Annotated in this window: 9 protein-coding genes and 2 pseudogenes; 5 read left to right on the forward strand and 6 right to left on the reverse strand. The window is 58.9% G+C overall.

Going from position 1 to position 17,962, the window contains the following annotated elements:
- The first annotated feature begins 96 nt into the window (after nt 1-96).
- The 4 genes and pseudogenes from AYM40_RS29545 to AYM40_RS39240 form a co-directional block, all read left to right on the forward strand.
- Entirely contained in the window at nt 97-1,344 is a 1,248-nt protein-coding gene (locus AYM40_RS29545) for a tyrosine-type recombinase/integrase (RefSeq protein ID WP_063499610.1), read from the forward strand.
- Nucleotides 1,341-2,279: a tyrosine-type recombinase/integrase gene (locus tag AYM40_RS39235; protein ID WP_082855382.1), complete on the forward strand. Its 939-nt coding sequence runs from the start codon at nt 1,341-1,343 to the stop codon at nt 2,277-2,279. Before AYM40_RS29545 ends, AYM40_RS39235 begins: the two co-directional genes overlap by 4 nt.
- On the forward strand, nt 2,272-2,829 hold the full coding sequence (locus AYM40_RS29555) for a porin (RefSeq protein WP_063499612.1): 558 nt from the start codon (nt 2,272-2,274) through the stop codon (nt 2,827-2,829). The genes AYM40_RS39235 and AYM40_RS29555 overlap by 8 nt, the downstream gene beginning before the upstream one ends.
- Nucleotides 2,830-2,859: 30 nt before the next feature.
- Nucleotides 2,860-3,159, forward strand: a pseudogene (locus tag AYM40_RS39240) (heme-binding protein); the annotation flags it as partial.
- A 118-nt stretch (nt 3,160-3,277) separates the two neighbouring features.
- Here the strand turns inward: AYM40_RS39240 and AYM40_RS29560 are convergent.
- Nucleotides 3,278-4,000 (reverse strand): annotated as a pseudogene (locus tag AYM40_RS29560) (VacJ family lipoprotein); the annotation flags it as partial.
- A gap of 150 nt (nt 4,001-4,150) precedes the next feature.
- Here AYM40_RS29560 and AYM40_RS29565 point away from each other — a divergent pair.
- Nucleotides 4,151-4,957 (forward strand): IS5 family transposase, encoded by an 807-nt coding sequence (locus tag AYM40_RS29565; RefSeq protein WP_063495529.1) that lies wholly within the window; start codon nt 4,151-4,153, stop codon nt 4,955-4,957.
- 168 nt (nt 4,958-5,125) lie between these two features.
- On the opposite strand, the gene AYM40_RS29570 is transcribed toward AYM40_RS29565, so the two are convergent.
- The 5 genes from AYM40_RS29570 to AYM40_RS29590 all read right to left on the reverse strand — a co-directional run bounded on the left by AYM40_RS29570 (nt 5,126) and on the right by AYM40_RS29590 (nt 17,821).
- Nucleotides 5,126-5,512: a BON domain-containing protein gene (locus tag AYM40_RS29570; protein ID WP_082855383.1), complete on the reverse strand. Its 387-nt coding sequence runs from the start codon at nt 5,510-5,512 to the stop codon at nt 5,126-5,128.
- Between the two features lie 51 nt (nt 5,513-5,563).
- Nucleotides 5,564-6,238, reverse strand: a complete 675-nt coding sequence (locus tag AYM40_RS29575; protein WP_063499614.1) for a hypothetical protein — start codon at nt 6,236-6,238, stop codon at nt 5,564-5,566.
- 224 nt (nt 6,239-6,462) lie between these two features.
- Nucleotides 6,463-11,988, reverse strand: coding sequence for a trifunctional serine/threonine-protein kinase/ATP-binding protein/sensor histidine kinase (locus AYM40_RS29580; protein ID WP_236720988.1), 5,526 nt, complete (start codon nt 11,986-11,988; stop codon nt 6,463-6,465).
- 289 nt (nt 11,989-12,277) lie between these two features.
- Complete coding sequence (locus AYM40_RS29585) at nt 12,278-15,229, reverse strand: ATP-binding protein (protein ID WP_063499615.1); 2,952 nt, start codon at nt 15,227-15,229, stop codon at nt 12,278-12,280.
- A 126-nt stretch (nt 15,230-15,355) separates the two neighbouring features.
- Nucleotides 15,356-17,821: an ATP-binding protein gene (locus AYM40_RS29590; protein ID WP_158515348.1), complete on the reverse strand. Its 2,466-nt coding sequence runs from the start codon at nt 17,819-17,821 to the stop codon at nt 15,356-15,358.
- Between the last annotated feature and the right edge of the window lie 141 nt (nt 17,822-17,962).

Raw genomic sequence — 17,962 nt, forward strand, 5'->3', positions numbered from 1 at the left:
CGGCCGACCGGCCAAGATGTTTGTCGGTAAACCGGACTTCCTGCTTGACGCTATCCACATACTGGTCGGATCCGCATCCAGCAAGGAGGTCCGATCATGTTTGAGACCCTGTTTTCTTACCCCAAGGTCGTGGCGCGCCATCGGCACGGGCCACAGGCTGACGCACGCGAGAGGTTTCTGTTGCATTGCGCAGAGCAGGGATTGTCTCGCGCGACGTTGGCGTACCTCGCCAGTGAGTTGCTGGTCGTTGCGCAGCGCTTGCATATGGGCAGGCGCCAGGTCAGTGCTCAGGAGATTGAAGCTGCCGCCGACCGTTGGGCTAGGCATCAGACGCGGCACAAACGCGCTCGGACGAGCAAATGGTCGCGGCAGCGGTTTATCGCAACTGCGGCTTCATGGTTGCGCTTCATTGGACGCATGAAGCTGTCCACGCACAAGACGGGGCCGTTCGCGGACGAGATGGAGCAATTCGTTGCATTCATGCGAGACGAGCGTGGCCTGGCGGCGGCTACTATTCGTCATCGATGCTGGCACCTCGCGACGTTTCTCGATTCGCTGCCCAGTCATAAGCGCTCGTTAAACAGCCTATCCCTGGAAGAGATTGACACCTATCTTGCCCGCAAGGGCGACCATGGCTGGAGCCGGGTTTCGGTATCTTCAGCAGTCGACGCGTTACACAGTTTCTTCCTGTACGCCGAACACCAGCAGTGGTGCTCCGGTGGGCTCGCCGAGGGAATCAGCGCCCCACGCATGTTCAGGCAAGAAGGGCTACCTCGCGGACCTGTGTGGGAGGCGGTCCAGCGCCTCATCGCCACCACCGGCGAAAGCGACTTGGCGCGTGACATTCGCGACCACGCAATCTTGATGTTCTTAGCCATATACGGGTTGCGAAGTGGTGAAGTGCCTCATCTGCTACTGGAGGACATTGATTGGGAACACGAGATCATTCGCGTAACGCGTCCCAAGCAGCGCCGAATCCAGACTTATCCCCTGACATACGCGGTAGGCGAGGCGATTCTGCGGTACCTTCGGGACGTCAGGCCTTCGTGTCCCCGAAGAGAGTTGTTTCTGACTCTTAAGGCTCCCCTTCGGCCGTTGTCGCCCAGCGGTATGTACCATGTAGTAAAGAGCCGCCTGGACTTGTTGTGTTGGCAGGGTCCGGGTCACGGCCCGCATTGCCTGCGTCACGCCTGTGCCTGTCATCTTGTTGCCTCCGGCTTTTCGCTGAAGAAAATCGGTGACCATCTTGGACATCCGAGTGCTTACGCCACCCGTATTTACGCCAAGACAGATCTAGGAGGACTGCGGCAGGTCGCAGAATTTGATCTGCGGGGGTTGCTATGAAACTCTCCAACGCTGTGGCGAAGTACGTGACCTACAAGCGTTCAGCGGGCATGCGATTCAACACGGAAGCCCGTACGCTAAAGTCATTCTGTCAAGCTCTGGGTGATATTCCAATGGCAGAAGTCCGGCCTGATCAGGTACTTGCATATCTAGCCGGCACCGGACCCATCACTTCATTCTGGGAACGCAAGCATGGGGCGCTCTGTGGTTTTTACCGCTTTGCCATCGCACGGGGCTACGCGACACTCTCACCGTTGCCTCCGCGTGTCCCTAAGCCACCGCTGGCATTCGTGCCTTATATCTATTCTCGCGCGGAACTGCGGCGATTGCTCGATGTTGCCTCGGCTACTGACCATCCACGTACTCGTATTGATCCTCATGTCCTGCGTGCGCTGCTTCTGCTCCTGTATGGCGCCGCTCTTCGGATAAGCGAGGCACTTTCACTGACGATGGCTGATCTGGATCTCGAGCAGTCGGTGTTGTGCATTCGCGAGAGCAAGTTTTATAAGACGCGGCTGGTCCCAATGGGACCGGACTTGGCCAAGGCTCTTGGCCAGTTCATCGCAGATCGCGGCAGGACGTATTCTTGCCAACCAGATTCGCCAGTATTTCCCTGCCGGGATGGTAGTCCGATCACCGTCCGCATTGCTGAGAACGCCTTCAGGCGCGTGCGGAATCGTGCCGGCGTTTTGCGGCACGATAATGCCCGTTATCAACCCCGCCTTCACGATCTGAGGCACTCCGCTGCCGTTCACCGGCTCATCGCGTGGTATCGCAGCGGGGCTGACGTACAGTTCCTGTTGCCTCAGTTGGCAACCTATCTTGGTCATATTCACATCGCTGCCACTCAACGGTACCTGAGCCTTACTCCCGAACTTCTTCGCGAAGCGAGTCTGCGCTTTGAGCGCTACGTCATGGAGGCTCATCATGCGTGATACTGTATTGGGTGACACGGGTTGGGACGGCTCTATCCTCTACGAATCCCCGTCGATTTACGGCTTCAAGTTTTCCGTAACGGAAACAGCACCAGGCAGTGGCGCACATAACCAGTCGGCGGCCGTAGAATATAACCGGGGGCCGCTCTACTTGGCCGCCCTGGTGCAGCACGTGAAATACGGACTCGGTATTACCCCGGCCATCAACCGTCAGGATACCTATTTTTTTGGTGGATCCTACAATCTCCAGTATGCGAAGTTGTATGCGTCCTACGCCCACAATGCCGATTCAAACAACGGTGCAATTGACAACACCTATCAAGGTGGCGTGTCGATTCCATTCGGCCACCTGGCGCTGGAAATGGCCTATTCGAGGACGAATACGCGAATAGGGGGTGGCACGCCCGAGCACTACCGCAATACCGCCGGCGTGACATTTGACTATGGTCTTACCAAAAAAACGGACGTATACGCGAGCTACCTTTACGACAAGCTAAGTACTGCGGGAACTGCGAACAACTTCGGTGTCGGGATCAGGCATGCATTCTAGGAAATTCCAATTCGACTTTGGAGTAAAGCCATGAAAACCAAACACGTTCTCACCCTCGCTGAAGTTGACGAAATCCTGGCCGCAGCACGAAGCGGGGCGACCAAAAAAAATTGGGCGGTCACGATCGCGGTGGTTGATGACGGAGGTCACCTGCTGGGGCTCTCTCGACAGGATGGCGCGTCACCCGTCAGCGCTTCTATTGCGATTGAAAAGGCGCGCACGTCGGCGATCGGGCGCCGGGAGTCGAAGGCATTTGAAGACATGATCAATGGTGGGCGATTTGCCTTTCTGAGTACCCCGCTTTTAGCCACTTTGGAAGGTGGAGTACCCAAGCGGTCTGCACTAGAAGCGAGTTGCATTTCATCCAACGGATATGATGCACGGTCCACCGCACTCCGCAGTGCATCGACATCTCGCGCCACAGCGATTAGGGTGAAGACGGTGGGGTGGAAGGCACCATCGGCGGGGGCATTGGCGCATCGGTGCCGGGGCTCTGGTCTCCGTAATCCGGAAGTGAGGCTCCCATGTTCAATAAGGACCGACGCCGCTGCATATAGGCATCACGCACGAAGGCGTATTTGTCCAGAGCCGCCACTGACAGAAGGTCGGTGGCGCCGAGCAGTTCCGAGCGCTCGCTGACAAAGTTGACTCCGAACAACGGCACGCTAACGTCAGCTGGCAGGTAAGTGGTCGGTGTGGTGAAGTAGGCGAACACCCACCCAGTCGAATCTCGAAACGTGCTTGGCCCAAACAACGGCAGCACGAGGTACGGGCCAGCCGGAACGCCATAGTGTCCTAACGTCAGACCAAAGTCCTGATGGTGCTTGGGTAAACCCGCGGCCGACGCCCAATCGAGCACCCCCCCTAACCCAAATGTGGAGTTGAACGCGAACCGCAAGATATCTTCAGTCGCATCGGTTATCTTTAGCTGCAACAGGTCGTTCGCAAAGTTGCCGAGATCGCCGATATTTGAAAAGAAGTTGCTGATCGCAGTGCGCAGCGGACTTGGCGTTATCCTGACATAGCCAACGGCCGCAGGCCGCGCGACATACTTATCTAGTCCGTCGTTGAAAGAAAATATGGCCCTGTTCATCGGCTCCAATGGATCGCCGGGCTGACGGTCGGATCCGGTCGCGCAGCCAGTCACACCAATAGCGATAACCACTGTCATTATCGCGATTTCGATCGCTGCACGCGTTGCTTCCCGGGCTGGCTTCATATGAGCCTCCTTTCGATGATACATGTCGGATCGGTGAACCGGTCCTGACTTCGTGCTTAGAGGGTGTTAGGAACTTTGAGTTAGACCTGGTATCCTGGCGGAATGAAAAACCGCAGGCCATACCCAACGGATGTGTCGGATGAAGAGTGGTACTTCGCCGCTCCGTACCTGACCTTGATGAACAAAGACGCGCCGCAGCGCCGCTACGAACTGCGCGAGATGTTCAACGCGCTGCGCTGGATCGTACGTGCGGGTGCGCCGTGGCGTTTGTTGCCCAATGATTTTCCACCGTGGGAACTGGTCTACCAGCAGACGCAACGCTGGATTCAGGCAGGCTGTTTCGAGGCGATGGTGAATGACCTGCGTTCGATCATCCGGATCGCACAGGAGCGCCGTGGTCAACCCAGCGCGGTCATTCTCGACGGGCGGACCCTGCAGTCGACATGCGAGAGTGGGCCTCGCGCCGGTTACGACGGCTACAAACGCAAACGCGGCAGTAAGGTCCACATGGCGGTTGATACTTTGGGGCAGTTGCTTGCTGTGCATGTTACGCCGGCCAACGAACAGGAACGCGCGCAGGTCGGAGAACTGGCGCGTCAGGTTCAGCAGGCCACGGGCCAGACGGTCAAGGTGGCGTTCGCCGATCAGGGATATACCGGCGAAGAGCCTGCGCAGGCGGCACTCGACGAAGGGATTGAGCTTCAGGTAATCAAGCTGCCGGAGGCGAAGAAGGGCTTCGTGCTGTTGCCGCGCCGCTGGGTGGTCGAGCGCAGCTTCGGCTGGCTCAACCGGTTCCGACGACTGGCCAGAGACTACGAACGATTGCCCGAAACCTTGGCTGGTTTGCATTTCGTCGTATTCTCCGTGCTTATGCTTGTTCACTTTGCAACCCTTAACAAAAGTGCCTAACACCCTCTAGCATCTGTTGCGGCGCGATGCGGAAGTGAATTTTTCGTCTATCTGTGAGCTCATCTCGTTTTCCTCACGGCGTATTTGCGGTCGCTAAACCGCGGCTTCGGGATTTAGCCGGTCCGTTCGATGGCCGGCAGCTGTGGCATTCATCAGGCATCGGCAGACTTAATTTCCACCCGGTACGTCGACGCTCAGCCGGTTTGCCACTTTAGTCACCCCCGAGACAGACTGGGCGAGTTGCGTTGCGAGATCAATTTGCCCCTCCTCCGGCACCGACCCTACCAAGGTGACCTTGCCCGAGCGCGCAACAATGCCCAGGTGCAACATGTCCACGGCGCCCCCACTCGCAATGGCCTTGCGCACGTCCCGCGAGAGCTTGCGATCGGCGGACTTCATCGCCTTGTGGGCCACAGCGTGGCTCGACGGGTTCGCCGGTTGCTCCTGTTGCGGCTCATCGGACGCCGGATACTTCATGCCATCGTCGGCATATGCCGACGACATCGCCACGGTGAGGGAAATTGCGGCAATCATCGACCAAAGGTACTTGCTCATGTTCCACTCCCTTGAAAAATTGTTCGTACTTTGCCGCGCCGCCACGCGCTGTCAGTCTTTCCACTTTGCACCCAGGATCAAGCCGCAGTAGTTGAGACGGCGGTAGTCGGGATCCGCTCTCTCAAGCACATCCGCACTCACTGTCCCAAACGTAGACGCAGGCCGATGGGCGACACCGTGACTAATCGCTTCAATAAACCGTTCCTTGAATTGCTTGCCGCGTGGCAACTCCTTCAGTATCTCTGCCTTCGACTCGCGCGAGAGGTTGGCTGCCTTGTCGCCGAAAAGGTCCGTGCGCACACCGGCAGCGAGCGAGGCGGCGAGCGGCGATGCGTGATCCGGGATTTCGCTTGTCGTGTGCAGTGCTACCGCATACCAGACTTCCAACACCGTCGCATCAGCAACGCGATGACTCACGAGAAACTGCCGGGCCGCACTGGCACTGTCGAGCTCATAACGTCGTTGGGAAAAAGCGTATGCACCAGTGAGGCCAACGTTCATAAACATCGCCGCCACGTATAGCAATTCCGCATCGACCACCAACGCCTTCTGCTGCGCTGCCAGCGCAGCAAAGACGAATACTCGTTGCGCGTGGAGGTTCAACACATCCGGTAACAATATTTCTGCAGTTTCGCGGGCACCGCATGCAAGATTACCTTCGGGTATCGCGATGCCGCTAATCCACTGCGACGAAGCTCCGTCTTGCGATGGGTCCTTCGGCTCCACTATGCCGCTCCAGAGGAATGTGCAAATGGCGAACCGGTGGTTTTCGATAAATCACCGAGCGAATCGAATTCGTCATTCCGAGAAGTCGTTCGATGTGAGAAAGAGTAGGACTGGAAGGAAATAAAAGTCCTGATTTGTCAGTTAATCTTCCTGAACGGCTAGCGACTCAGCGATTAACGGTATCTGACGGGCACTGCGGCAGGCGCACCTGTTCCAATGAATCGCTATGAAGCGGATTCCCGTGCAGGCAAAGTGAACCGGAACGTGGCCCCATGGGGCCTGTTTACTGTTGCCCACAATCGCCCGCCGTGGGCTTCAATGATCGCGCGGCAGATCGAAAGACCCATTCCCAGACCGTCGGGCTTCGTCGTGTGAAAGGCATCGAAGATGCGTTCGAGGTCCGCGGGATCGAGTCCATTTCCTGAATCCTCCACGGCGACAGCGACACCCGCCGATTGGGCATTGCAGGTGCTAATCAGCAGTTCTCGCCTGCCCTCGCCCATGCCGCTCATCGCCTCTACGCCGTTGACCATCAGGTTGAGAACGACTTGTTGCAATTGCACTCGATCCCCTTCGATCTGCGGCAGCCCCTCTACGAGGCGTAGTTGTACATCGATGCCGTGCTTCTCGGCTTCAATACGACCGAGCGCAATGACTTCAATGATCGTCTCGTTTATATCCAGGGGATCCTTTCGTTGGGGCGCCTTCTTGAAGAATGCATGGATCCGGCCAATCACGTCGGCGGCCCGTTTTCCGTCTGCGCTGATACGGCTGAGCGCCTGGCGAACCTCCTGCAAGTTGGGTGGCTGTGCGCTGAGCCAGCGCAACGCGGCGTCTGCATTCACCACTGCCGCCGTAATGGGCTGTCTGACTTCATGGGAGATCGACGCGGAAAGTTGTCCCATCGTCGCGACGCGGTTGGCGTGCGCCAGTTCCGTCTGGACCTCGCGATAGCGGCGTTCGTTTTCGCGGTTTTCCTGCTCGGCCTGCCTGCGCTCGGTCAAATCAAGGACGAACGCCACGCCGTGATCGCGTCGCTGATCGAACGCTGCAGCGCCGATCAACACGGGCACTCGTGTACCATCTTTACGGAAATATTCTTTCTCGTAGGGTTGGGCGGATCCGGTTGCCTCCAGGTCCAACAGCGCGGCTTCGTCACGATCGCGCCAGTCCTCCGGTGTCAGTTCCGTCCATCGTACGTTTCCGGAAAGCAGATCGAGCCGGTCGTAATCCACGATACGAAGAAAGGCATCGTTGGCATCAGTGATCAGGTCTGTCTTGTTCCAGATGAATATCCCGATGATATTCGCTTCGACCAACCGGCGAAACCTCGCCTCACGTTCCTGAAGATCGCTATAAAGACGGGTGTTTTCCAGGGAGATTGCCGCCTGCGATGCCAGCACTTCCAGCAGAGAGATCCGGCCAGCCGTGAAGACGTGTGAGGCCATCGTATTTTCAAGGTAAAGCAAGGCACCCAAAGTTCCCTGCCTGACGAGAGGAAGGCAGAGGACCGACCGTGGCTTTTGGTGCGTGATGTATTCGTCGCCGGAAAAGCTGTTGGGTTTGGCGGCGTCATCGATAATGACACTCTTTTGCGTGTGGGCAACGTAGCGCAACAGCGATTCGGGGGCCGCATGGCTCGCGAGCGGCCCTTGACTCAGGACGATTTCGTCGCCGACGGCGCGTGCCTCGGCTGCAATGGGGTACTCATCGGACTGCGGCAGGATAAGCAACCCTCGATCGGAGCCAGCAGTTTGCAGCGCAATCGTCATTAGCCGCTCGATCAGTCTGGGTAATTCGATCTCACCGGAAACGGCTTGAGACGCCTTCACGACAGTAGCAACGTCCAGTTGCTGGACAGGTGAGACAGTGGTCGTTCCGGCGTGTTCAGCATAGGCTACCGACAAACGCGGATAGCACGACTCCAGATGGCGGACCTTACCGTTGGCGCCCCAGAGGGCGAAACAGGACAGTGCATTGTGCAAATGGGCGTAGGCATTTGTCTCAAGACCGAAACTAAGGTAAAACCGGCCGGCGAACTCGCTGGCAATGCCTTCGTTATGGACGAAGCCTCCATCATGCGCCGCACGGATCGCGCTTTCATAGAGGCGCATCGCTTCCAGGTGATGGCCGTCTATGCGCGCGGCTTCGGCCGCCACGAGTTCAAATTTGTCCCGGAAGGTTGGCGAACCTTTTTCGGCCCATTCCCGCAGTTGCGCGGCATGCACGTGTAACATCTCGCACCATTTTCGTTGACCGGCTGGAGACACCTCGTCGTCCCACGCTGCCGCGACAGCAAGCGCTCCGAAGAAATGGTAGTTCAACAATTGAATATGGCCAGCCGAACTCCACAGCAGCTGTTCAGCCTTCTGACGTGCATCGATCGCGGCCCGGTTATCGCCAAAGATGATGCGTGCTTCCAGTTTCAAAACCCAATACCAGCAGACCATCGTGTTCATGCGATTGACATCGAGCTGTGCTTCGAATGTATCCTCGTCAAATTCGGCGTCACTGAATGTAGAGAACGACGATGTCTTGCCCTGCATATTCAGAATGTATCGTTGCTGGCTGACGATAATATCGGCTGCATCTCGAAACCTCGCCGCACGCGCGAATTCGAGTCCAAGCACGGACTCCTGCCAAACCTCCTCCAGAAGATCGCCTCGAAGGAACAGGTCGGTGATGACGTGGTTGCGGCTAAAACAGACAAAGGTCAGGTCTCCTGTTTCCACTCCAATACGAATCGCCGTTGCAAGATGGCGAAGCCCGGTTGCGATCGGTTGCGTCCAGAGCGACGCGATCTCCATAGCGAAATACGTGCGGGCCCGGTATAAGGTCAGGTCGTACTTTTCCACGAGTGCGCCGGCTAGCCTGGCGAACTCGTAGCCTTCTGGATATCTGTGAAAGACCTGTCCCAGGAACACGCCGAACCACGCATAGCCGACCGCCGCGGCGTCCGTATTGCCCCGCCGCACGCTGATATCGAGCATCTTGCACAGTACAAGACAGGTCAGATTGAAGTCGGTGAAGATCGATGGTGCGAAGAGGACGGAAAGAAGGCGTATGGCCGCTCCGATCTGGGGGTCCGATGTAAGGGGCAAATTGATCAAGTCTTGAATTGGCCTTTCGCCCAAGGTTTTCCAGACGTTGTCGTATTCCGCCTCTACGTGCTCACGCGTGGGATGCATCGGCATGTCGACGCCAAAAAGGTGCAAGCATTCGAGCCCGCTCTCTATGGCTAGCGCATTCTCTGATTTCACCACATGGAGATCGATCTTGATGCGGTACACGGCTGCCTTGTCAATCAACGACGTACAGCGTGTCAGGAGCTCCTCGATGAGTACTTCCGCTGTTTCGAAATGGCCGCTCAGAAATTCGCATTCCGCTCTTTCAAGTCTGATTCGGAAGGCGAAACCATTGCAACGCGTCCAGGCCTGGTCCCCAAGGATCAGCATTGCCTTCGATAAGTACAGGCACGCGGAACTGTGGGCCGCCGACGCTTTTGCTTTTCTGGCGGCGCGAAGATTGAGGTCGGCGATCTGCTGCTTCTCGGCCCATTCGGTCACGAGTGACATGCCGGCATTGAGTTGATTGGCGACATCGAATATTCGCTCTGCAATCGAGGCAGGCCCTATTCCGCTGAAGAGCTTCCGGCCGATGCGGAGGTGGGTGTTGGGCCGCGATTCCACAGGAACGAGCGAATACGCCGCCTCCCAGACACGATCATGCGCAAACTTGAACGACTCGTCCTGATGGGTGACGAGCCCCAACCGCACGGACTCCCAAAGGTCCTTCCGGATTTCATCGTTGGTTTTTTCGCGTGCTATCGACAGCGCCGCGATGCCCGCCGTGGTTCCAAGGCAAGCCAGATCCTTGAGTGCTTCCAGCGTCGCGGGCCGTAATCGCTTCAGCTTTTCGACCATAAGATCGACGACGTTGTCGCTAAAGCCTCTGGCCTCGATGCTTGCCAGATTCCAGTTCCATCTGGCATCTTGCGCATCGAAGCTCAGCAGGTGCTCGTCGCACAACGAGTTTAGAAATTGAATCGCGAAGAACGGGTTGCCCAGCGTTTTGTCATGCAGAAGCCGCGCAAGCGGCATGGCGACCGCGTGGTCGCAGTGAAGCGTGTCGGCGACCAACTCGAGCAAATCGTCGATCGACAGCGGTGTCAGTACAATATCCCGAACAATCGTCCCCGCACCTCGGATGGTGTCGAGCGTGTGCGTCAGCGGGTGAGACGGCCCTACCTCGTTCCCCCTGAACGCGCCGATCAGCAGCAGGTAACGTGCATCCGGGTGACTGGTCAGCTCCTCGAGCAGCCTGAGTGTCGCTGCGTCCAACCACTGGAGATCGTCAAGAAAGAGCGCGAGTGGGTGCTCCTTTCGTGCGAATACACCCACGAATGAGCGCAATGCCATGTGGAAGCGTGTCTGAGCTTCCGCTGGCGGAAGCTCAGGAACCGCCGACTGTTTGCCGACAACAAACTCGAGATCGGGAATCAGTTCGACAATCAATTGCGCGTTCGCCCCCAATGCCGAGCGAATGTCATCGCGCCAACGGCCGACCTCTGCATCGTGCTGAGCGAGGATCTGGCGTATCAGTGTCTGGAACGCCTGGGCAAGTGTCGCGTAGGGGACGTCACGCTTGTGCTGGTCAAATTTTCCCGAGATAAAAATGCCGCGCGGAATCACGACCGCTTTATGAAGCTCGTTGACCATCGAGGATTTGCCGACACCCGAGTATCCCGAGACCAGGACTAGAATCGGCGTGCCTTTCGCCACCACTTGATCGAATGCGTTGAGCAGAGCCTCTCGCTCGCGCTCGCGACCATATAGCTTCTCTGCAATGAGAAGTTGATCGGACGCGTCGTGGCCGCCGAGTCTGAAAGCGTCAATATATTTGTGAGCCTCCCATTGAGCAAGGCATTTGCGAAGATCGGCCTCGGCACCGGCAGCCGTCTGGTACCGCTCTTCGGCGGTTTTGGCGAGCAACTTCATGACGATGCCGGTTACTGTCGCCGGAACCGCCGCACCCTCCGGCAAGTGCTCGACGAGTGGCACAGGCGGTCTTGCTATATGGGCATACACCCACTCTGTCGGATCAGAAGCGGTGAACGGCAGACTTCCGCTCAACATTTCATACAGTGTGACGCCCAAAGAATAAAGGTCGCTGCGGGAATCGATCGATCGATTCATCCTTCCGGTCTGTTCAGGCGCCATATAGGCGAGCGTACCGGCTATGGTCTCAGGCGATTCCGGCAGTTGGCGCTCACGCGGAAGAGGCGACGCGATCCCAAAGCCAGTGAGCCAGACCTGTCCAGTCTCCGTATTGACGAAGACATTAGCCGGTTTGATGTCCCTATGAATAAACCCACGCTCATGCAGCTTTCCAAGCGCGGCCGATAAGCCGATAGCGAGCTGCAGAAATCTGCCCAGTTCCATGGGCGGCCCGATCACGCGTTCAAGCGGCTCCCCACCTGGATCCTCAAGTATGAGGATAGCTTGGCCGCCCGCCCCCCGCACGAGCGCCAAGGGCCGTACCGCCCAGGCATCCTTCAACTCGTCCTTTAGCCCGTACTCGTGCGCGAGTCGACGCAGGTCATCGGGTGTCGCGTGAACTTCGGCCGCAAACAGCGCGGGCATACAGTCGTGATCGCCATCCGCCCAGCCTCTGCAGAAAACGCGGTGACCGTCCTGCCATACCACCTCAAAGCCGCTGTCCGCGCCGAGAGTAATGCCGCAGAATTTCACTGGTACGACTCCACTGTCAGTAGCCGCGCAGCGTTCCAGAGGCTTGACGTAACAATGTTGCCGCTTTGGACAACATCCAGGATTCGGCATGCAGGCTGGACTCGCAACGTGTGCGAGCCCATCATACTCAAAAAGCCATCTTCCGGTTCAATCTAATCAGCGAGCTGAAGCCATTTCGACGCACTAGCGGCGCGTGCAGCCCGGCGGCGGGCAGACGATTTGGGCGCAGGAATGCCTGCGTTGGGGCGCTTGCCTGCCGGCTGCGTCATTGGCCCGTGAGCGAGTACTCCTAGAAGCGGTCCGATTGCGCGGCGCTGGCGAACCATGTAAGCCCGCCGTCGTATTGGGCAACCTTCGGCTGCGTTACGTCGGGCACATCAGAATCGCCCTTTGCACCGGAAGTATCAAGTTCTCCTAGCAGCGCGTGAGCTGTGCGGACGTCGAGACTCACCGACGTTTTGGGAAACAATGCGCAGAGTGAACCCAGCACCTGGCGTGCTGCCTCATCGCGTCCCTGCGAGTGCCACAGTTGTGCGAGCGGGATCGCCGCGCGCAATTCCCACATCCGCGCCCCCTGCCGTTGGGCGATCTCGATAGCATGCAGCAATGCGGTCTGTGCACGAGTCTCATGTTCGGTTGGCGATGACCGCCTCAATACAGCCGCGCGCGCCTCCAACATCGAAATTACGCCCAAAACCCGCCAGATATCCGCGGTGAACAGATGGTTACCACCCTCATTGCAGTACGCCAGCGTCTCGTCGAGTATCCGCCGTGCTTCGGTCGTGCTTCCCGCATGGGCCAGAGCTTCGGCCCACGCGCTTGCCATCGAGGTACTTATCCTGCTGAAGCCACCTGCCCGCAGGGCAGCGAGCGCCGTTTCGAGCATCTCCAAACCCCGTTCAGTGCGCCCGCTCAGGATGTCCAGGCGTCCACTCAGGCAATCGCAGCACGCCTGCCAGATTTCCAGCCGATGTTGGGTCGCCTGCGTGCGCAGGATGTCAAGGTAGCGAGCTGCGGTTGGCAGATCGCCGGACAACAAAGCAAGGGAAACCGCCGAATCCCCGAGCAGGTCACTCAGCGACCGGGCTCCCATGTCGCTGCGAACCGAATTGACCATCGCGTCGATCAAGGCCATGGCCTCGTCGGGATAGCCTTGTACCCATAAGATCCGCGCGAGGTTGGCGGTGGCCACGACCACCGTATCGACGCGAAAGCCCACCGTATGGGACATCTCCTGTTGATGTGCCCCAAGGCGCGTGAGCCCCCGCTCCACCAGCGTGCGGGCATACGTATGTTCACCAAGCCAGCAAAGCGACACGCAAACCAGTTGATCCGCGAGCATCGCCTGCAAATCGTCGCCACTTTCGCCGGCAAGCATCTGAAGTAACGTCGCGTACTTTAACGATGCCCGAATGCGTCCTGCAGCCAGTGTCGCATTGAAGAGACCCCACAGGGCGCGAGCCTGAAACTCATCGTTGTGCTGCTGGACAGCGAGCGACAGCACCTCGAGCCACAGGCGGTTCGCCTCGCTCACCGGCCCACGTGTAAGCAGTAGCGCAGAGGCGAGTGCCGAACGCAACCGTAGCTCACAGGCCGCATCGACCGTACCGGCGGGCAGCGTTTCAAGAGCCGTCACGGCACGGCCGGCGCGCGTACAGCATTCTTCAATCAACGACCATGCCAGCAACGCCTCGACCAGTGTCCCGGTGAGTTCGATGCCAAGCAGTTGATCGCCTTCCGGCGAGAATGCCCATTCCAGCACGCTGCGTGCATCGTCCAATGCATCGCGCAGATGGTCCGGCGCTTCGCGCGTCAAGACGTGCGTCGTCAACAGCCCGCCCGACTCTCCAAAGCGCCGCTGCAGCCAACGCGCATGGGCGGCGGCGATAGCCGGGGTTTCCCCTTCATCCTGCAACTTTTCCCGCGCATAGGCGCGGGTCGATTCGGGCAACCAGTAGCGGGTCAAGGTGTCTTCAAACTCGACCCCCAATAGCGATTTCTCGGCTAGCTCGCCGACGCTCGTCGCGACCAGCATCGGATTGATGGCGTCATCTGCGGCGACCGCGCATGCATCGTCGATCAGAAAGGTGCTGGCGAACTGGCCCAACCGGCGAAACACTGCGCGGGCCACTGGGTCCAGCGTTGCGTAGCTCCAGTCAAACGTGGCGCGAAGCGTCTGGTGACGTGGTAGTGCGGTTCTGCAGCCGCCGGTCAACACCGTCAGCCGGTCGTCGAGCCGCCGGTGCAGGCCATCGATGCCTAGCGTCGCCGCACACGCGGCGGCCAGTTCAATGGCCAGAGGAATGCCGTCCAGGCGGCGGCATACCTCCCCGACGAGCGATACGCTTGCTGCGTCTTCGGAAATGCGCGGCTGCAACATTCGGACTCGGTGCAGAAAAAGCCGCACTGCAGAGTGAGCCAGCACGTCCTCGCAATGGTCGCCCTTCGCGGGAACGTCGAGCGACTGCACACGGTATATTGATTCAGCGGCTACTCGCAACGGCTCCCGGCTGGTGGTCAGGATTCGCAAGATGGGACTATGGCGAGTCAAAACGTCGGTCAGAGAGGCCACCGCGTCAATCACGTGCTCTGCATTGTCGAGTATGAGGAGACACTGCTTTCCCGCAAGCGCCGTGGCGATGCGCGCGGCTGTTATCGTGCCGCCCGCGAATACCAGACCACAGGCTTCGGCGACAGCAACCAGCACGGTCGCTGCGTCCGCATGGGCCGCCAGCGCCACAAAGTGCACGCCATCGGCGAACCGGTCCGCGACGTTCCTGGCAACTGCCGTTGCGAGGCTTGTCTTGCCGATCCCACCCGCACCCACCAACGTCACGGCGCGAGCCTGCCCTAGCAGGTTGGCAATCTCCCGAAACGCCACGTCCCGCCCGAACAGTTCGCCCATTGCCTGGGGCCGAACTTCGATGTCAGCATTTGTTTGCGGCTGTTGTTCCTGGCGTCCCGCCAGTTGATAGCCACGCCCGGTTAGCGTAATGATCAAGTCCCTGTCCACACCGAGCGCTTTGCGTAACGCCGACAAGTGCACCTGCAGGTTGTTTTCCTCGACAATCGTATCCGGCCAGACATGACGGATCAGTTCGTCCTTGGTAACCAGACGACCACTGAAGGCCGCGAGATAGGCCAGAATGTCGAACGCGCGTGCACCAATGCGTACCCGCCCCGCTCCACACCTGAGCGTGCGCATCTCCGTATCGAGCTCAAAGTGACCAATCTGAACCATCAACAACTCCCAATCTTTTTTGAACTGCTAGTCATTGAGTGCGGCCGGGTTGAATGCACGAGGCGGCACTGCACACCGAGGACGCGTTCGCTGCTCAACGGGCGAATTGCAGGTTGTGGTAGCGGTTCAAATACAAAACGGCTCTAACGATCTGATCGCGGCCTCCGTACGGCCCTGCTCATGCCAGAGCGTGGCCAGACTGAGCGCAGCCCGCCGGCTGAACGCATGCGAGGTCTGTAGGCCGGCCCGGTCTTGTGCGATTGAGAAGAGGCAGGCAGCATCGACCTTGTGATTGGCTGCAGCACACAACTCACCTTTAATCCGCAATAGCTCTGCGGTGTACCAATGTTCACCGTTCGCCTCGGCCCGCTTCAGCGCTTCCTGAACAATAGCCAGTGCCTCGGCGTGACGCCCCGCATCCATCAGCGAATGCGCTAGCTGCCCGGCCAGCGTTAAAAATCCGGCCATATTGCCGACACCGCGGAGCTGGTTAAACGTCGTCTGGGCACTCGAAATCGCGCGTGCATCTCCCTCCCGAACGAGACCCAAAAACTCGGTGTATGCCTTCGAGCACACCAGCCAAAAGGAAAAACCAAACCTGGAAGCCATCTCGCTCAACGTCGTCAAAGCGCATTGCGCCGCTTCGAATTGTCGCGAGAGAAGCGCCATGGGAACCAGCGATTCGGCGAGAACATAGCAAACGCTGATGGCGTTCTGATGCTGCAACGCCGCCCTTAGCGCATCTTCGGCTAATTCAAGTGCTTTCGCGCCATCGCCCTGCAACCAGCAAATTCGAGCAAGCGTAGCCAGCGATCCGACGCGCCACTCTATCTGCTGGCCCACGATATTCCAGCGTAGATGTTCATTTGCGTCGGCACCAATCATCGGCTCGAGAATCGTGCGCGCCTCTGCTTGACGGCCAGCGTAATGAAGAGAGATTCCTTCCATGCGAGCAGCGATCAGCTTCTGCGGCACGGTGGACGCCTCGCCGCACAGCTCGCTGAACTCTTTGGCGCAGGCGAGCGACTCGCGGACCTCGCCGGCGTAGCGATGAATGATCCAGAGTCCCCACAGGGCGCGCAGTTCAAATTCGCGATTGCCCGTCTTGCGCGCGAGCGCAAGTACATCCAGCCATGCGGCGCGTGCATCCGGACCGGGCCCATGCGTATAGACAATACTGGCTCCATGGGCCGCGAGAAGCTGTAACTTCTCCTGACAAGCTTCTTCGAGTGTATGTGCACCAGACTCCAGAATATTCAATGCGTCACTCGCGCACGTCCGGCATTCATCGACCAGCGAAAGATCGAAAAGATAAGGTGTCGCCACTACCGCCAGTTTGACCGCGAGCGTTGCGTCGCCCGATATGGAGCGCGCCCAGGCCGACGCGCTGCGAAACGCCGCCAATTCACGTTGAAAATCCAGCAACCATTCGACGATCGGCGTATCGCGCCAGTGGCTACGCATCCGGTCGAAGTGCATGCACAGATAGCTCGCATGCGCGTGCGTCGCTGCTGGGCGCTCAGCGCTTGCGTCGAGCATTTCCAGGGCACACCGACGGACGGCGTTGCGGAGCCGATAGCGCGGTGCTTGTGCAGGAGACTCTCGGATGACGAGTGAGCGCGCTACCAGATCCGCGAGCGCTTTGGCGGCGCACGGTCGGTCGAGTCCTACGGCAGCGAGCACGTCGCAAGCGCCGTCAGCTGAAAAGCTCGCATCGAAAATCGCCAGCCAGCGAAGCGCGATGCGCGCCGGATCGTTGAGTGCACGCACGCTCAAATCGATTATCGCCGCCAACTCACCGCGGCAGGGAGTAGGCGTGTCGTCATTAGCGCCCGCTGAAAGGGGCTGCTGATGGGTCTCTGCGAATCGTACCAGGCCGTCCATCGGATCGCCGTGCACAGCGGCTAGTTCAATGGCCAATGGAATTCCGCCAAGTTCTCGGCAAAGCGTGGCAACCGCGGCGAGATTTTGTTCCTCCGCCGCGAATCGTGAGCCGGCAGAGCGTGTCGCCGCAACGAAAAGCCGTACAGCGGCGGAAGAGAGGATTTCGCCGTGTGAAGCCTCGCGTGCAGGCACATCGAGCGGCGCGAGTTGCACCACCATTTCCCTTCGAGTCTTCAGGGGCCTACGTGCGGTAGCAAGCACTCGAATGCCGTCACCTGCATCCAGTAGCGCTTCGGCGAGCTCAGCCGCAGTCAACGGAGCACCGTCGACGCCGTCCAGAATGACCAACATCTCCTTGTCCGCAAGCTGTGCCTTCAGTTGAACAAATACACCGCGCCCGGCCGACAAGTCCCCGCACAGCTGGAGGCCAACCACGTCCAGCATGGCTTGCGGCATGTTTGTAGCCTCCAGGGATACCCAGCACACACCGTCTGCGAACGCTGAATTTTGAGCAATTTCAAGGGCCAGTCGCGTCTTTCCCACACCTTCGGCGCCAGTCACCGTCACGCACTGCCCGTATAACATGCCCCGGCTCGCCGCCTCGGTGTCGCGCGCACGGCCGATCAGCGGCAGGTTCGGCTCGGGAATGGCTCCAGTCAAAAACGTGCGTCCTCGTGGCTCGGCCACGGCGTGCCCGTCGCGTTGCAAGGCAGACCCTTCGGATCTGCCGCGCGCGGCTTGCCTGGGCCGGCGGCCACTCGCCGCTACCACATCGACACATTCGCCACCGTCCTGCAACGTCCTGCGTAGTGTGGCGAGGTGCAAGCGTCGACGGCTCTCATTCGCGCC

Origin of the sequence: Paraburkholderia phytofirmans OLGA172, from assembly GCF_001634365.1 — a bacterium.
In the GTDB taxonomy this organism is placed as follows: domain Bacteria; phylum Pseudomonadota; class Gammaproteobacteria; order Burkholderiales; family Burkholderiaceae; genus Paraburkholderia.

Bases quoted from the DNA above. Each gene is read 5' to 3' on its own strand.
- AYM40_RS29585 (WP_063499615.1), bottom strand. From the start codon at position 15,229: ATGGTTCAGATTGGTCACTTTGAGCTCGATACGGAGATGCGCACGCTC.
- AYM40_RS29565 (WP_063495529.1), top strand. From the start codon at position 4,151: ATGAAAAACCGCAGGCCATACCCAACGGATGTGTCGGATGAAGAGTGG.
- AYM40_RS29570 (WP_082855383.1), bottom strand. From the start codon at position 5,512: ATGAGCAAGTACCTTTGGTCGATGATTGCCGCAATTTCCCTCACCGTG.
- AYM40_RS29555 (WP_063499612.1), top strand. From the start codon at position 2,272: ATGCGTGATACTGTATTGGGTGACACGGGTTGGGACGGCTCTATCCTC.
- AYM40_RS29545 (WP_063499610.1), top strand. From the start codon at position 97: ATGTTTGAGACCCTGTTTTCTTACCCCAAGGTCGTGGCGCGCCATCGG.
- AYM40_RS39235 (WP_082855382.1), top strand. From the start codon at position 1,341: ATGAAACTCTCCAACGCTGTGGCGAAGTACGTGACCTACAAGCGTTCA.